Source organism: Ruegeria sp. AB5, assembly GCF_056542645.1.
This window is the reverse complement of the sequence record NZ_JBQGAE010000015.1, coordinates 106,843-123,814: the sequence shown is the minus strand read 5'-3', so window position 1 is coordinate 123,814 and position 16,972 is coordinate 106,843. Positions and strand designations below refer to the sequence as shown.

The 16,972-nt window shown below is 53.9% G+C and carries 10 protein-coding genes; 1 reads left to right on the top strand and 9 read right to left on the bottom strand.

Annotated features, from left to right (window positions below; genetic code table 11):
* Positions 1-1,288 precede the first annotated feature (1,288 nt).
* Complete coding sequence (locus ACR0L4_RS19710) at positions 1,289-2,632, top strand: class I adenylate-forming enzyme family protein (protein WP_480514745.1); 1,344 nt, start codon at positions 1,289-1,291, stop codon at positions 2,630-2,632.
* Between the two features lie 680 nt (positions 2,633-3,312).
* Here ACR0L4_RS19710 and ACR0L4_RS19705 read toward each other — a convergent pair.
* The 9 genes from ACR0L4_RS19705 to ACR0L4_RS19665 all read right to left on the bottom strand — a co-directional run bounded on the left by ACR0L4_RS19705 (position 3,313) and on the right by ACR0L4_RS19665 (position 16,914).
* Entirely contained in the window at positions 3,313-4,728 is a 1,416-nt protein-coding gene (locus ACR0L4_RS19705) for an FAD-binding oxidoreductase (protein ID WP_170752821.1), read from the bottom strand.
* Positions 4,729-4,846: 118 nt separating this feature from the next.
* Complete coding sequence (locus ACR0L4_RS19700) at positions 4,847-5,104, bottom strand: DUF4242 domain-containing protein (protein ID WP_058283661.1); 258 nt, start codon at positions 5,102-5,104, stop codon at positions 4,847-4,849.
* 26 nt (positions 5,105-5,130) lie between these two features.
* Positions 5,131-8,712 (bottom strand): adenylate/guanylate cyclase domain-containing protein, encoded by a 3,582-nt coding sequence (locus tag ACR0L4_RS19695; RefSeq protein WP_480514744.1) that lies wholly within the window; start codon positions 8,710-8,712, stop codon positions 5,131-5,133.
* 501 nt (positions 8,713-9,213) lie between these two features.
* Positions 9,214-11,046 (bottom strand): BCCT family transporter, encoded by a 1,833-nt coding sequence (locus ACR0L4_RS19690; RefSeq protein WP_170752825.1) that lies wholly within the window; start codon positions 11,044-11,046, stop codon positions 9,214-9,216.
* Positions 11,047-11,154: 108 nt separating this feature from the next.
* Complete coding sequence (locus tag ACR0L4_RS19685; RefSeq protein ID WP_480514743.1) at positions 11,155-12,183, bottom strand: Ldh family oxidoreductase; 1,029 nt, start codon at positions 12,181-12,183, stop codon at positions 11,155-11,157.
* Positions 12,176-12,808 carry a DUF3726 domain-containing protein gene (locus ACR0L4_RS19680; protein ID WP_480514742.1) on the bottom strand — a complete coding sequence of 211 codons (633 nt, stop codon included), beginning with the start codon at positions 12,806-12,808 and terminating at the stop codon, positions 12,176-12,178. Before ACR0L4_RS19680 ends, ACR0L4_RS19685 begins: the two co-directional genes overlap by 8 nt.
* Entirely contained in the window at positions 12,805-14,487 is a 1,683-nt protein-coding gene (locus ACR0L4_RS19675) for a hypothetical protein (protein WP_480514741.1), read from the bottom strand. Before ACR0L4_RS19675 ends, ACR0L4_RS19680 begins: the two co-directional genes overlap by 4 nt.
* Positions 14,480-15,463 carry a membrane dipeptidase gene (locus ACR0L4_RS19670; protein WP_480514740.1) on the bottom strand — a complete coding sequence of 328 codons (984 nt, stop codon included), beginning with the start codon at positions 15,461-15,463 and terminating at the stop codon, positions 14,480-14,482. Before ACR0L4_RS19670 ends, ACR0L4_RS19675 begins: the two co-directional genes overlap by 8 nt.
* Entirely contained in the window at positions 15,463-16,914 is a 1,452-nt protein-coding gene (locus ACR0L4_RS19665; protein ID WP_480514739.1) for an aldehyde dehydrogenase family protein, read from the bottom strand. The genes ACR0L4_RS19670 and ACR0L4_RS19665 overlap by 1 nt, the downstream gene beginning before the upstream one ends.
* Positions 16,915-16,972 lie beyond the last annotated feature (58 nt).

Here is a 16,972-nt window from a genome sequence, read left to right as displayed (position 1 = left end):
TGGCAAACCTAGCCTGGAACCGTACCGTTGATTGGTTCAACACCTATCTGAAGTAATTGGGGTAAGATGCCAAGTCAGTCATGCGTTGTTAACGCGGCGCACCTTTTCGGGTGGCAATTCTTCTAACAACCTTGCCAAACTCCAGATACATTTCAAAAACTCTCACAGCAGTCTTGAGCCGGAGCGGCGTTCGGACTCGTCGGCAATACTGATCGCCGTTGCGAGCGTCGCAACGAAGCGGCGCAGAAGTTAAAACAGATCGTTTTGAAGACCGTCACTATCAGCAAATCTGCCTCTCGGAATAATGGACAACATTGATGCGAAGTCTTTAACACGCCATTGAGCCAAGTGGTCCGGCTCAATATTGGAATACGTCTCAGACAGAATGTTTCGGTCGCTAGTAGCCACTTCTAGAATAGTCGCCACGAACAGCCATTGTTTTTCTGAGGCTGCAGCACTGCTATCGTTTTTTTACCAAGCGGTAGCCGAGTAGGCTGAAGGGTACTATCAAAGGAATTGCATCCTGACGTCCCTCTTGGCTCTCTCTTCGAACGAGAGCGCACAAAGGCCTGATCTGTATGGAAAAAGACTTGTAGAGCGGCACGAAACAGAAGAACAGGCAACTAAAACGGTATGAGAGCAAATTAATCTGACAAGACCGTCGGTATAGCGATCTGTCGCGCAGCGGACCTTCGATCAGGACGCGGCATCCGGGACTTTAGGCTCGCAGTCAGATTTCGCCGCTGCCTGTATCAATAGCGTTCCCTTTGGCGCGAACGGCAGTACAATCCTAGGTGCGCAGCAAGATCAGAGCATTGGAGGGTTTCGCCGATGGTCGGTCACGGTCTGCCCAAGGCAAGTGCCGTTCCGCGAGTGCTTCGGGCGGCTCTGAGCCCAATCCTATCTTTCGCAAGGTTTCCGCGAACGACTGGTCTATAGCGGCCAACAGCACTGAGTTAGCTCGTTTGCTTTCTTGCAGAAGGTATGTGCGTCGCGCATGAAGCGGATAACCCGTTCAAGCAACATCACGTTTGTCAGTTGTGTGGAGAATTGTTTTTTACGAACCATCCCGCTTTCGTGATACTAAATGGTTTAAGCGCAAACGGGGGTGGCCGTGCATAATGTAAACCTCCCAAATTCATACTTTGCAATTCACGATTCCGAAAAGGTCTTGGACACCACCGTGGGCGGGCTGTTGCGCTCGGTGTCGGAAAGTGATCCCGACAAGCTTGCGCTTGTCGAAGTCGATATTGCAGGAGAAATAGGCCGCCGCTGGACCTATTAATCCTTGTACTTGGATGCCGAGCGGTTGGCCCTCGCACTCTCGACCAGGTTTTTGCCAGGAGAACGCATATGTGTCTGGGCGCCCAACATTCCGGAATGGGTGCTACCGGAATACGCAAGTGCGTTGGCGGGTTTGGTTCTTGTCACGGCCAATCCCGCCTATCAAGCCAAAGAACTGCGCTATGTGCTTGAGCAGTCCGGTGCCTCTGGTCTTTTCCTGACGGTCGCATACCGAGGCAACCCGATGGCTGACATCGCACGAGAGGCGGTGGATGGGCTGGCCGGGATACGTGAACTCACCGATATTCAGGACCCTGAGGCGCTCTGCGAACATGGAACTTACCCTCCTGGGCTGCCCGAAACAGAAGCCAGAGATGCTGCGCAGGTTCAGTACACGTCAGGAACCACCGGGTTTCCCAAAGGCGCGGTTCTCAGCCATCGCGGCCTGACCAACAACGCCCGTTTTTATGCGCAGCGACTAGGGATAAAGCGCGGTGACCCCTGGGCCAATGTGATGCCGCTGTTCCATACGGCAGGCTGTGCCATGCAGGTGCTGGGCGCGCTGCAAATGGCCGCGCCACTGTATCTGTTCGCCATTTTTGACCCGGTTTCTTACTTGCGCATCATCGAGACCAAGCGCGTGGAGGCAATCGGCGGGGTGCCGACGATGATCGTCGCCATGCTAGAGGCCATGGAACAAGAAAAATTCAACCTTTCCTCAGTCAAAAGCTGCGTGTCCGGCGGGTCGATGGTTGCTCCGCAACTGGTACTGGCTGCCAAACAAGAGTTTGGCTGCGTTATTCAGACAGTTTATGGCCAAACTGAATGCTCGCCTCTTGTTATGATGCATCGGCAAGGTGAGGCGCTCGACGATTGCTGCAATCCGATTGGGCAGGCCTTGCCGCAAACTGAAATCGCAATCCTTTCCAATGAGGATGGCGCTATCCAACCCTTGGGCGAAGTGGGTGAGATTTGCGTCAGAGGTTATGGGTGCATGATCGAATACAATAACAATCCCGAAGCTACGGCTGCCACGGTGAACTCCGAAGGCTGGTTGCGTACCGGTGATCTGGGGAGAATGGATGCACGCGGTTATGTTTCTGTGACTGGCCGGGTCAAGGAGATGATCATACGCGGCGGCGAAAACCTTTTTCCGGCGGAAATCGAAAACACCTTGCTGGAACACCCCGAGGTCGCCGAAGTCGCCGTCGTGGGCCTGCCCGATGACAAATTGGGCGAGATCGTTGCAGCCTTCGTTCGCCCCAGCGACGGGTGCGATCTAGATGTCATCAAGCTCAAGGTTTACTGCCGGGCTCATCTGGCACCAATGAAGGCACCTGTGATCTAGATCCAACTGGACGCTTCCCCTCTGACCGGTTCGGGAAAAATTAGGAAATTCGCATTGCGAGAAAAGTTTCTGGCCGGAGAAATTAGTGAAATACGGGAGGTTTGATTTTTTGGTGACCCAGTGGGCAGAACAATGCAAGTTTACATGCTTGAAATCCCAAGAGTGCCTTCGCGCCCAAACAGGTTTTCGTTTGTATCGTGCAAAAGTCGCTCACGAAACCGTGTGCTGAAGCGTACGTTGGGCGAATGACGGCTCTGTCCCGCGTCTTGATGGTCAATAGGCCAAGCAGCGAAAGCACGTTTTGAACTTTGCGGCTCGGCGGAATTTTGAATGACCGCTCTGGCAAATTTGGCTACACCGCAGCAGCGAGCGTGCCGCACCCTCTAAGCGATGCTGCGTCAGCAATAACCTCGTGGGCAAAAGGCCGGTTAAATCCGCAACTCGGTCGTTCGAGAAACCTACGGCGAGTGTCTACATCGCACCCAAATCGGGCACATACGCAAATTGATTTTCCTGGTCGTATTTTCGAAATACCACGACCAGGTTTTTGCATGATCACCAGCGCGATCCTCGCATGGACGCTCCATTTGGCTCAAAAATTGGCTGACGAGAAAAGCCGCCTGATGTCAAGCAATACTCTCGACATCAATCTGGGTCAGTCTATGCAGTTCTGAATTCCATCAACTAGGCAAAATATTGTGGTTTACCCTGAAAATATTGGCTGGGTCATAGGTGCCCTTGATCCTGGAAAGCTTCTCACCGTTTTCGCCATATGCTCCTGCCATGTGGTCCACTTCGTCTTCGGGCATAAAGTTCACATACACACTTCCGGTCGCGTGCGGTTGCATCTGATCGTAAAGCTTTCGCGCCCAATCAATACACTCGCCATCTTTTTGGGGATCCCCCCAACGCGTGTGAACATTCATGATGAAGTGAGCAGATCTTTGGGGATAGGCAGTCGAACCGGCCTCGACGCGCGCCATTGCACCACCCACATGAGCAATGAAAACTTCACACGCGGGGTCGGGAAGGCTGGAAATCGCTTCCAAGAGTCCTGAGATTGCATCCGAAGAAAGTGCATCGAAATCGTGGCTTTTCCAGTAATTCCTGGCGCCTGGTGTCAACAACGGGTCAAATGCGGACTGCCAGTCTACGAACTTATGGGGAGAGATCACATCGGCGATCGGCTCTCCAAGCGCACGCAAAGCCGCCATGGCTTTTGCACCTTCGTCCATATCGCCACTATAGCAGGCTGCAAAGATCAACACTTCCCGCCCATGCCACTCTTCCGGCAGGAATGATAGAGGAGGCGCTTTTCGCATCACGCTCCAGACGGTCAACTCATCCGGAGAATTGTCTGCAATGGTGGCGAAGTCAGCGAGAAGCTCTGGAGCATTTTCTATCGGATGAACAATGAGGCCAGACAGGACGACGGGTCCTAACTCATGGAGTCGAAACTCGAATGAGGTCACGACACCGAAGTTTCCACCACCGCCGCGAATTGCCCAGAACAGTTCCGGATGGCTTGCGGGGGAGGCGGTCACAATAGCTCCGTCCGCAGTTACGACTTCCGCTGAGAGCAGGTTATCGATCGTCATGCCAAATTTCCGCGTGGTCCAACCAAAACCGCCGCCAAGGGTAAGTCCTGCAATACCAGTGGTCGAGTTGATGCCAACGGGAACAGCAAGTCCATGTGCCTGAGTTTCACGATCTACATCGCCTAGCAGGGCGCCTGGTGCAACCCGAGCAGTTTTCTTGACAGGGTCGACATGAACCGACCGCATCTGCGATAGGTCGAGCATTACGGTTTCATCTGCAACAGCGTGCCCTGCGATCTGATGCCCACCTGACCGAACCGACATTACGAGGCTGGCGTCTCGGACAAAGTTAACGGCCTTCTGCACATCGCTTGCCCCCAACGCGCGGATCACGAACCCGGGGTAACGCTCGAACATACTATTCCATGTTGTTCTCGCGTCTTCGTATTCTAGAGTACCTTTATGACAGACACTGCCGCGAAGCGATGAATCAAGAGCATCCAACGCGTCTTGATCCACAATTGCAGTACCACCGTCGAGTGTTCTTATGTCAAACATGCGTATTCCTCCCTATTTTCTGGTCGGGCTTCTTGCAGAGCTGCCTCAGCTAATAGTTACTTCCGTCGCGATATCCCGCGAAGTCGTTGCAACTAATTGAGAATTGAATTCCTGCCTGTCAGGCGAATATCGCTGGATCGATCCGGTCCACGGGCGTTATGACATCGGCAGGAATATTCAGGCGCTCAGCCGCCTTTCTGAGGCTCTCCTCATCAGGGGCCTCGTACAAGCAATATGTTTTGCGCTTATCTGCACTGAGGAACGAAAAAATCCACTCGACGCCGACTTCGTCATTGATTTCTTTGATGTGAATTTTGTCATCATCGCTGACGTTTAATTGCTCGGCAAAGTTTCTTTCAATTATGTACCTAGGCATAAAGTCCCCCAAACAATTCAAGTACTTTAACTCGCTACTCCTTCGAGTTTTGACCTTAGGGAAACCATACTCAATTTCTGCGAAATTGCCAACGCTTCCCCTTCCAGTTGAAACGCCTGTTCCACATCATTCGGACGTCCCCGTCGCCTTAGTGCGGATGCATAAGCTGCCTTGCTGTGCGCAATCCAAGGCGGGCATTTCATGCGGGTGTCTATTTCTATGGCCTTCTGGAACATCGCCTCAGCGGCGTCCCAGTCTTTCAACACCATGCCCAGACTGCCGAGGCGTCGCGCAGCTGCGCCAGTACAAACTGTGGTCGCCCCTGCGGTGATCGTCAATTCTTCGTAGGGGGCCAGTATTCCATAAAGCGCCTTAGCGTGTTCCTGATGCTCAATGGCGACACATATGTCGGCGAGATATGACAATGTCGTTGAATACATGGCGTCAGGAGCAAGGTCGAAGCCATTGGCAGCCATTTCACTCAGTATACGTTCAGAAGCTTCCTTGTATCCCAGTTCGGCAGCAATAAGGCCAAAACCCGGTTTCCACGAAATGTCTTCAGGGCTGTCTTTCATCAGCTGCTTGATCACAGGCGCAACCTCGTGCAGTCGGTTTTGCTCGCGGCGGATGGTAAACATCTGAACCCCGAAGACGCCTTCAACATGTTCCCCATGGGTCTTTCGACCGATCTTCACCGCCTCAGTCGCGTGTTTCTCGGCTTGCTCAAAATCGCCGTCCATAATTGCAACCATGGCGCGTGCGTGCTTCTGAACCCAATAGAGTTGCAGATGATTGTCTTTTTCTGAAATCTCGGTGAGCAAACTCAGAGAATGGTCCATCAACTCGCGGTCGGCCATCTCGGCGCCTACAAACAAGCTCAGAGTTCGGTCCCGCCCTTGATCGATACTACCAAGATGCTCTGCCACACCGTGCATGGCCTCCAGATTTTCACGCCAGTGATGGGCTTCTCTTCCCTTACGCGCAACGAATGGGGCCCCAAAATGCATCATCATGACCGAGAACTGCGATTTATAATCTCCCAGTTTTGCGGCCAACTCCATGGACTGCTGGCCGAAACGCGCACCTTCCGAGAACTGACCGACGAACATGTGGGCGCGTGCAAGTTGGCTCATCAGTCTGCACCGACGGACTTCATCATCATCGGGCAAGTCTTTCAGTGCATTATCGCAGAGATCGATTGCTTCATTGTGCCTTTCGCTGGACATCATGCATGAGTCAGCGAAATGGTTAGCCGCGTCAGCAGCCAATTCCACATCGTGCACCGCCCGCGCCGCATTGGAGGCGTCTTTCAGAACTGCTATCCCTTCAGGCAATTGGCCCAGGCTGTCGTGGCTACGGCCAACAAGGATTTTGCCTTTGATCAATTCTGTTTTGGAGTCTGAGCCAAGTTTTTCAGCAGCTTGCAGCGTTTCTCTGGCGTTCGTCATCGCCTCCTGGCTGGCAGAACGCGCCAACGCCATTTCTGTCGCAATTTGCCATTTTTCGAACGCAGCCCTCCAATCCTCAGCTTCTGAAAGGTGACGGGCGACCAGTTCGGGACGACGCGCGATCTCGGCGGACCTTGTCTCTATCAACGCACGCGCCACATCTGCGTGTTGTTGTTTTCGAGTTGAGCTTAGCATCGACTGATAGGCGGTATCGCGGATAAGGGCGTGACGGAATACGAAATGCCCGCGATTGTGACCGCTTTCGAAGATTATGCCTGTTCGCGAAAGTTCTTCGAGGCATTTGTCGATATCAGAATCTGCAAGACGCATCGCCGCATTCAATATGCTCGGCTCAAACTCTCTGCCAATAACAGACCCTGTAAGCGCGACCTGCTTTGCTTCAGGCGAAACCGCATCAAGACGCGCCATCAACGCGCCTTTTAAGGAAGACGGTATATGTATTTGCCCTTGCTCTCCGGCCTGCACAATCGATCGGGTCAATTCCTCGACGAACAAAGGTACACCGTCGGTCTTTTCAACGATTGTAGCAATCAAGGCAACGTCCGGTTTCTTACCTGTAATGTTCTCGACAAGGTTTGATACATGTGCAGAACCGAACCGGCGCAATACAAGAGATTGAACGTGCGTATCCCCATCGTCTCGAGCCAATTCCCAACCAAACCTGTGAGTTATCAAGATCATAAGAGGAAGATCGGTACAAATCGACTTGAACCTTTCCAACAGGGCTTGTGTCGAAGGATCTATCCAATGAGCATCTTCTACGCACAGAATAACCGGGCGCACGCTTGATCGCACTTGTACGGTGTGGATCAAAGTTTGGATTGTTATGTCGCGCTGCTCCTGCGGTGTCATCTCGAGCACCTTTTGTGCGAGCACACTACGGGGTGCGACCAAAGCCGCGAAGACAGGCAGAACCTGTTCCCAGTCCAGCCCAGGCCGACCTTCAAGCATCTTCCTCACATGATCAGGAATCAGATTGTCATCGAAGTCCGGTTCAACACCTGCATCCTGGGATATTCTTAGGGCAACAGGATGAAAGGGGCTACTGCTAAGATAAGGAGAACAGTTCAGTCGTATGACATCGGATTGGTCGTTTGCGGTGATATCAGCAAGAAATTCCTCTGTAAGTCGCGATTTTCCAATCCCGGGTTCACCGGACAACAGAACAACCTCCCCGTGACCATTCTGAGCACGTTGCCATGATTGCAGTAGTATGCCTTTTTCGTAGTCACGGCCAATCATCGCGCTGGCGGCATCATCGCGGTGTAAAGCTCGAAACCGGCTTTCAGCACTGCGTTCCGACACAACCTTCAACAAAGTACGTGGTTCAGAAAAACCTTTTAGGTCTGCCTTCCCAAGAAGTTTAAATTCGAATATCCGATGCAAAGCTGTCTCGGTTTCCTCCACCGACACAACGACCGAGTTTGGCTCTGCATGTTCCTGAATCCGCGCCGCAAGATTGACGACCGGACCAGTCATAGCCCCTTCCTCATATGTGTTTTCACCGATGGTGTCGCCGACCACGACATCGCCACTCGCAACGCCAAGCCTTACCGACAAGCGCTCTCCGTCCGGTGTATTCAGCTCTCTGACGCGATGAACGGCCTCAAGACCGGCTTTTGTCGCCCGAATTGCATGATCTTCGTAAGCTCTCGGCCAGCCAAAAAACACAAGAAGGCCGTCGCCCAAGTATTTTGCAACGTAGCCACCATATCGACTTACGGCTCCTGCAACGGCATCTTGGTAGTTCTGCAGCAAGTCCCGCATGTCTTCGGGATCAAAACGATTGGTGAGTTCCGTCGAACCGACGAGATCGGCAAACAAGACTGTTACGTGACGCCTTTCTGCGGTGGCTGGTTCATTGTGCCTCCGCTTGAGCAGAACATCACTTTGTGAATAGTCAGAGGTTAGCGCTATTTCGCGAGCTGCTTGTGGAGATGGCGTTGCGTATTGTTGGCCGACTAGCTCGCGAATTGCAGCGAGGATGATTTTTCGGTGACCAAGGCTTACCCCGAGCTCTTTTAAGTCGTCGCCAGACAGTAGTGGCAAAACACGCGCATCAATATCGTTTTCCGCAAAAACATCTGCGTACTGACTCAGGTCGAGATCGTATAACCATTTGTCCATTTCAACCGACATCTTTGGATCATGCTGAGATACGCGGCACTAATCAAGAATACGCTTTCAAAACGAACTGATTGTTCAATGAATAGCACCTGCATTCATTTATCTTCTGATCACCCGACAAATCCGGCTTTTGCAATAGCATACTGGATTTACGTGATTGGCTGCACGCCGTGAAGTTTAGCCTTTGAAGGCAGCTTTGTCCCGCCTCGCCGCCCTCTAGACGCTTTTCAGCAAAGGTTCTGAGCGAGCCCGAAGCAGCCTTTTGTTCAACACGCAATGAATGTCCGTTTCGATCCCTAGTTCCGGATGCTGCACCTTACACAAATAACCCCGAAGCAGCAGAAATCGGACTTTGGGCTTGATACGAACGGTCTCTCAACATGGTATCGAGATGCTGCGGTGCAGCCGCACAGTGGACATTCGCTGGATGTGCTTGGCTAGAAAATACTTGAGAATTGCATATCCGAATACCGGAGTTGTGGCGAGCGGAGCATTGCACCGCTCGCCACAAGTTTATTCTGCCGGTTCAGCAGCAGCTGCGCCTTTCTCGCGAACACCGTCACGATATAGAGCCTTGGCCAGCGAAATGCACATCAGGCCCATCACCATCGTGAAGGGTAAGGCTCCGATGATCATGGCACTTCTAAGTGCCTCCATCGGGTCTGCCCCTCCGCCGGATTTGCCAGCGATCAGAAGTGTGCCGATGACAGCCGTGAGGATGACGCCCCAGACAATCTTGTGCTTGTTGCCGATATTTTGATCTCCGCCGGACATGATGGTGTTCATCACCAGAATCCCCGAGTCGGCAGATGTGACCAAAAACGTCATGATCAAAACAACGCACATGATCGTAATGGCCGACAAGAAGCTTCCGGACAGCATTTCACCCAATGTCACAAACAGTTTTGCTGTATTCGAGGCTCCTATGATCGCTCCATCAGCGCCTCCCGTCAGTTCCAGGTCAATGGCTGTACCGCCCAAGATCGTCATCCACGCGAAGCAGACGAGTGCAGGTGCAAACAGACAGCCTACGATGAACTCGCGCACCGTTCGTCCGCGGGAGATGCGCGCCAGGAACAGTCCGACAAATGGAGAAAACGCGATCCACCATGCCCAGTAGAACGTTGTCCAGCCCGCTTGCCATCCAAACTGGCGCCCTGGTTCACCGGCTGCGTATGCAGCTTGAAGAACCTCTTCCGGCAGGTTGGCGGCGTCGCCTTCGAGCCCTGAACGGAAACTATCGAATGAACCCCATGCGTTGGTTGCACCTGCGCGGAGGGCATCGGCAAATGGTGCAGCTTCTGCCGGCAAAGCGGCGTCAAAGTCCACAGGGGCCTGCGGCCCATAAGCACCGAAACTCAACGATACGAAGTTTATTATGTAATCGACAAACGCAGTTGCGTAGGTGGTCATCGCAAACAGAAACGAACCGAATACGACAAAGGTAAACAGTAGGATCAGCGACAGTACCAGATTGAGGTTCGAGAGGTATTTGACCCCGCGACCAACGCCTGAAACCGCTGAGATGATCGACAATCCCATGATCACGAGAAGCCCCGCGATCAGACCGACCGTACCTGGTGCTGGTGCCTCCCCGCTGAGGTCCATCATCCAGTCCATGCCGGTGATGGCATACATCCCGTCAATGAACTGAGAAACGCCAAACCCGATCGTCACGGATACGCCGAGAATGGTCGCGACGACGCCTAGGACGTCAACGACATGACCCAGGAAGCCATTCATAAGTCGTCCGAAAAGCGGCGTGAGTGCCGAACGGATCGTTAGCGGCATATCCCGTGTGTAAGCATAGTATGCCAGGGATAGACCGGTCACCACATAGATTGCCCAGGCGTGAAAGCCATAGTGGGCAAACGTATAGCGATAGGCCGATTGCAGGGCGTCCTCGGAGTTACCGGCCACTTCGCCTGCTACGACCACAGGGTTGGACCCCCACAGACCAAGCGGTTCCGCGGTTGCGAATACCATGAGGCCAACGCCGAGACCGGCGCCAAACATCATAGAAAACCAAGAGAAGTTCGAGAACTCTGTTCCCTCTCCCGGCCTTCCCATAACGCGTTTTCCGGTCTGCGGTAGTGCCGCAATGACAAAAAGGAAAAACGCGAAAAAGCCGACGATAACGATGTAAAATGCGTTGAAGTCTTCCAGCAGGCTCCAGTTCAGGCTCCCCAAGACTCCGTTGGCATTCGCCGGGAACATCAAAGCCCATATGACCAGTGCGACCATGATGCCCTTCGATAGCAAAGCAATTTCTACGCTGTGCCCCTCATAAAAGCCGGATGCGGCCCTTTTAACTTCGACCGCAGTGAACGGTGGTTTCATAGACATGCGCTTCCTCCCTGAAAGCTGAGTATTCAAGTGCTAGCGGTCGCGCTGTACAAAAACTGTGCACTACCGCCGCTTCTACCGGGCCTAGCGGCCAACCTGGCCTATCCGTCACCCGGTGAACTTCTCGATCCTTTCGAGTATTGCCGTGCTGACTTTCACTCCCTCGACCCGTGCCTTGATGCGATTTTTCTGTCTTCCGTCTCCCGGAAGCCGTGCATTTTCCTGCACGTGAACGGCATCTACTAGCCTTGCGATCAAGGCTGCAAAGCATTCACCAGCCGTGGATGTAGGATCGATGGCGATGAAGAACTGACCTGTCCTAGGAGGTCCGCCAATGGTTCCCGAAAATGGTGATGCATCGATACCAAGCGTTGCACCGGTCAGCGCCGCGGCCATAGTTTCAACCATCAGCGCCGAGCCGACACCCTTGTAACCACCGGAAGGCGCCATCGAGCCTTTCAGACCTACTTCCGGGTCAGTCGTTGGATTGCCTTCGGCGTCCAGGGCCCAGCCTACCGGAATAGGTTTTCCTTCCCGTGCGTGCTTCATTACTTCGCTTTTGGCGATTGTGCTTGCGCTTTGGTCAATCAGGAAGGCTGGTTCACCGTCCTGACCCGGAACCGCGATCGAGAACGGATTGGTGCCTATGACCGGCGTTGCCCCTCCGGACGGCGCGATCGAGGCCGGCGCATTTGTGAAGCCAAGTCCGACGAGGCCTGCGCGCGCCAGCCGCGCCGTATGATATCCAAGAACGCCACAGTTATAGCTGTTTCGGATGGCCAGCGCTGCGATTCCTTGAGCCTTTGCGAGCGGCACCAGACCGTCAAATCCCAGTTCGATTGCCGGGTGGGCAAATCCAGTGGCGGCATCGACTGTAAGGACGGACGGCGCTGGTTTGCCTAGTACGGGAAGCGCTTGCCCATCGACCTTGCCGCACTGAACGTGCTCACAATAAATCGGGATGTACGCCAGCCCGTGGCTGGATATGCCGTCGGCTTCGGTCGCGGCTGTGGCAATAGCCAGGGGACGGGCATTTGACTCGGACGTACCCGCAGCAACCAGAGCGCGAAAACTGAGATCTTCGATTTCGGCAAGAGTCAAAGTTGTTGTTTGCATCGTTTCTTTCGCTTCAGTCATTGTCGGACAATCCAGCGCCAGCGCCCATAAGACGGGACTCATCCGTTGCGGGCGCGTAAGTTCGCCGTGCAAAGGAATTAAGCCGCTTCCACGTCGTCCGGTCCGGGATTGCGCGGCGACAAAGGTCATTGGGTTTGAGGAGTTCGCCGCCAATCGTCGCTGTTGCTTGGTGCGACAACGAAGGGAATTCACCTATGATGCTGACCCGCTGACCATCAGCGTGCAATTCGGCTGTTTCAGCAGTTAACCTTATTGTGGCGCTCAGTTGTTGGGCAATCGAGGCTATGAAAGGTGCGAGCAAGATCGGGCTGACGACATTTCGCAGCTCGATGCCATGACTGCCAAAACCCTGTGCGCGATCAGATATCGCCGCTCCTGCGACTAACGGGCAAACGACCGTTCCTGCTGCGGCCCAATTCTGGCCTTCGATGCTTGGAGAAATTGACGCAATATCTCTGCCGTCCATTTCATCCAGCAAATTGGCAAGCGCAGCGCACCCGTCAATGTTGTGTCGGCAAAGCCAGCGTGTCGCTTTTCCCGCCTCTTCCGCCAGCCCCCAAGGATAGCCTGCACCCCTTGCGGCTTTTTTTGCCGTCGCGTCGATTTCGTTCAAAGAAACGTTCATCCGACTAGCTCCGGGTACACCCAGTCGTCGGCATTCTCTGCGTTGACCTCTTCGGGATAGGGCGCACCAGCATACATGCAAATCCGAACCCATCGATCTGACCTTGGATCGAAATGTGTGGCACCAAAGAACGAAAGCTTGGCGCGCAACATGTCGATGGGCATGACTTCGGCGCTGATCGTATTGTCGCGGATTTCCCCGTAAGGCGCGAAGCGGCTGATTTGAGCACGCCTTACCGAATGTCGGTGCTCTGGGTGCCTCAGAAGGAACTCGTAAATCGGAGTGTCGGCGTCCCAGTTTTCCAGTGCATCAAAGGCCAAAGCCGCATCACGGGCCGGAGCAAGAGGCACCTCATATGGACCGATCGGCTCATCAAAACGCTCTCCAAGCCTCGGTTCCAACTTTTCTTCGGAGACATACCAGGCACGCGCGCAGTGTGGTTTCTCATCCCAGTTGAGATCCAATGACCAGCCAAAACTGCGCTTTAAAAGAGCGCGGACTTCGGCGACTTTCATTGACCCGTCAATCCGGAATGCCGCAGTGTTGCTGTCTGCCATGCAATCGGCAAGCCCGTCCACGAGATTGCTGTAGGGTTCGAGCATCAATGAGGCGACGAGCTCTTGCCCTTCAAGGCTCAGCGTCCGCTCAGCCCAGACAAAAAGCCGATCCCATGCGTTCGGCAGGGCGAAATCTGTGCGCTCAGCGTAATTGCACAAAGCTTTCAGGTCAGTTGAAAGATCGTCCAGTTTGTCGATCTGAACTGGATGTTTCGATGTCCAATGCGCAATAGATACTTCGCTTCGCGCCAGTCGATCTAAGAAAACTTCGATTTCGTCACGCGACGCGGTCCGAACCGATCGAACGCGTGAAATCGCCTCTTCACGTGCCATGATCCAGTTATTGAACAGCACCGGATGGTTGACGATGAACGGAGCCATCCCAAGGCCCGTCGAGTTGCCTATCCCCAAACGGCGTGCAATTGATGGGTCAAGTTCAACAGCATCATCGCCTCCCTTCACCTTCGCCATGTGCTGAACGAGATCGCGAACAAATGTGCGGGTCAGGAAGACAGAGAGCATCTCAACCTGAAATGGTGCACCCAATTCGGGCCGGTCGGCGATATCTTCACGATCTGCGGCTCCGAATTTTCCGGACCCATATACGGCGGTCGTCCGCATCAGATATCCCACGCCATCGATCAGTTTCTGATTGGGTTGCTTGCCAGAGGCGAGGGCATCAACAACATGTGCCCAAAGGCGAACCGAACGGTTGGCGCGCGACAGAGACAATTCGCTTTCGGTGATCCTTCCGGCTTCCTGAAGCGGAACGTTTTGGGACAGTCGCTCGATATCCTGCTGCGTCGGCACTCCATCAAACAGGGCAAAGGTGGCGTCCCATGCTTCTGCAATTACGCGATCAGATCGAAGTTCGTCCGGCAGATCATGGGCAAAGGCCACAAGTGAATAGGAGCGATCAGGGCCAGTCGCGGTATAAACTGCTGTTCCAACGCCCTTTTCGTCGATATCAAATATTGGGCGTGTAAACGACCAAGCCTCATTGGCGAGGCGACGAGTCAGAATGCGCATGAAACTTAGCCGACACTGGTGCAAGGACCCCAGTCTTTTCAGCCGCATAACCCTTGAAGGATCCCGACGTGTGATATGCGTCGCTTCAGACATCACTTTGCGGAGGTCCAAAGTTCTCGCTGAAGAAACGGTACCAATTCCGTCCCATAACTCCGGCGACTTCTTCTTCGTTCATACCTGTTTGACGCAAGCCGGTCCGGATATTTCCGAAATCCCGATTGTCGCGAAACCAGATTGGCATGTCCGGGAATCCCGGATTGGCCGCAGATCCTTCGCCGTAGTCAACTTCCTTGGACCAGCGGCCAACCCGCATCCATTCGACGATGCTGTCGGGCTGATCCTGGCAAAGGTCCGTTCCGACACCAAGATGATCCACGCCGAACTTGTCGGCAGTCCGGGCAATCATCTCGCAAAAGCTTTTAAGCGTGCAGTCGCCCTTGTCCTTCAAATGGTGCGGATACACCGAAAAGCCCAGCATTCCGCCGCTCCGCGTCACGGCCTGGATTACATCATCTCTTTTGTTACGAAGAGCCGGGGCCCAGCTGTGCGGATTGGCATGAGTGATGGCAATTGGACGCTCGGAAATCTCGGCAGCTTCGATAGTTGAACGGTCGGCCGAATGGCTCATATCCACAACCAAACCGACACGGTTCATTTCCTTGATTACCTGTCGACCCATGCGGGTGATGCCGGTATCTTCCGCCTCGTAACATCCGGTCGCAAGCAACGATTGATTGTTATATGTCAACTGCATGAACCGTGCCCCAAGCGTGTGCACAATCTCGATCAGGCCGATGTCATCTTCTATGGGGCTTGGGTTTTGGAACCCGAAGAATATCGCAGTGCGGCCGGTTTCGCGGGCGACGTCGATGTCGCTTGCCCTTAGACCTTTCATGATCAGATCGGGATATGCTTCGAACCAACGGTTCCATTTCTCAAAATTCAGAACCGTTTCGCGAAAGTTTTCGTGATAGGCGATGGTCACGTGAACGGCATCGACACCGCCTTCGCGCAGCTGTCGGAAGATCTTTTCCGACCAGTTGGCGTATTGAAGGCCGTCGATCAGCATCAGAGAGGCTCGCCCGCGTTGACATATGCGGTTTTTACGGTTGTGTAGAACTCTGCCGCAGCCTTGCCCTGTTCCCTCGGTCCATATGAACTGTCCCCTCTGCCGCCAAATGGAACATGGTAGTCGGTGCCTGCTGTGGGCAAGTTCACTGTTACGACGCCGGTACGCGCGTTTCGGCGGAAATGCGTCGCGCGGGCAAGATTGCGGGTGACAATCCCGGAGGACAAACCGAAATTCGTATCGTTTACCGTTGCCAAAGCTTCGTCATAGCTGTCGACTTTGATGACCGCCGCAAGAGGTGCAAACATTTCCTCGCGATTGATGCGCATGTTGTTGTTAGTATTTAGAAAAATACCGGGCGACATATAGTACCCTTCACTCTGCATCTCGAGCCTTTCGCCGCCACACGCCAGTTCCGCTCCTTCGGATTTTCCCAAGTCCACATAAGAAAGGTTTTCGCGCAACTGTTGTTCGCTGACGACCGGTCCCATCTGGGTTCCTTCCTCCAGTGCATGGCCAACTTTCATCGCCTGCGCCCCTGCGACGAGTTTTTCAACGAACGCATCATGAACTGCTGAGTGTACGATCAAGCGAGATGAGGCGGTGCATTTCTGCCCGGTTCCGCCAAAAGCGCCACCAAGCGCCACAGACGCCGCGAGATCCAAATCACCGTCTTCCATCACCGCAAGCGCATTCTTAGACCCCATTTCCATCTGTACTTTGGTGAGGTTCTGAATCGCTGCAGCCCCAATGCCCTTGCCAACCGGCACCGAGCCGGTGAACGAAATGGCATCTACGATCGGGCTTTCTACGAGCCGCTGCCCAACCGAGCGGCCCGAGCCCATGACCAATGAGAACAGACCCTTGGGGATATCCTGTCGTGCAATGATCTCAGTCAGGGCCACCGCCGAAGCAGGAGTCACATTGGCTGGTTTCCAGACGACCGCGTTTCCGTAGCAGAGTGCAGGCGCAATTTTCCACGACGCTGTGGCCGTCGGGAAGTTCCACGGCGAAATCACAGCAACAACGCCAACCGGCTCTCGCCGCACGTCTATCTCTACGCCCGCTCTTACGCTGTCCGCATTTTCGCCAGTCTGGCGAAGACACTCTGCGGCGTAGAACGAAAAGAATTGCCCTGCGCGAAAGACTTCGCCTTTGCCCTCGGCCAGTGGTTTACCTTCTTCGCGACTAAGCAACGTTCCCAGTTCTTCGGAACGCGCCATCAACTCGTTGCCAATGGCCATTAATACAGCCTGTTTGCGTTCAAGGCCGTATGCAGCCCATTCGGCTTGGGCCCGACGGGCTTGATCCAATGTCTTGTCAAGCTGGTCGCTGCTCGCCTGAGCAAACAGGCCGACAAGATCGCTCAGATCCGAAGGGTTGTGGTTTTCAATATCGCTTTCGCCTGCGAGCCACTCGCCTGCAATAAGATTGAGTTTCGTGTTCGACATGCCCGTGCCCAATTCGCTGAAATTGATAAGTCAGGGTGGACTTCGAAGCGATATCAGT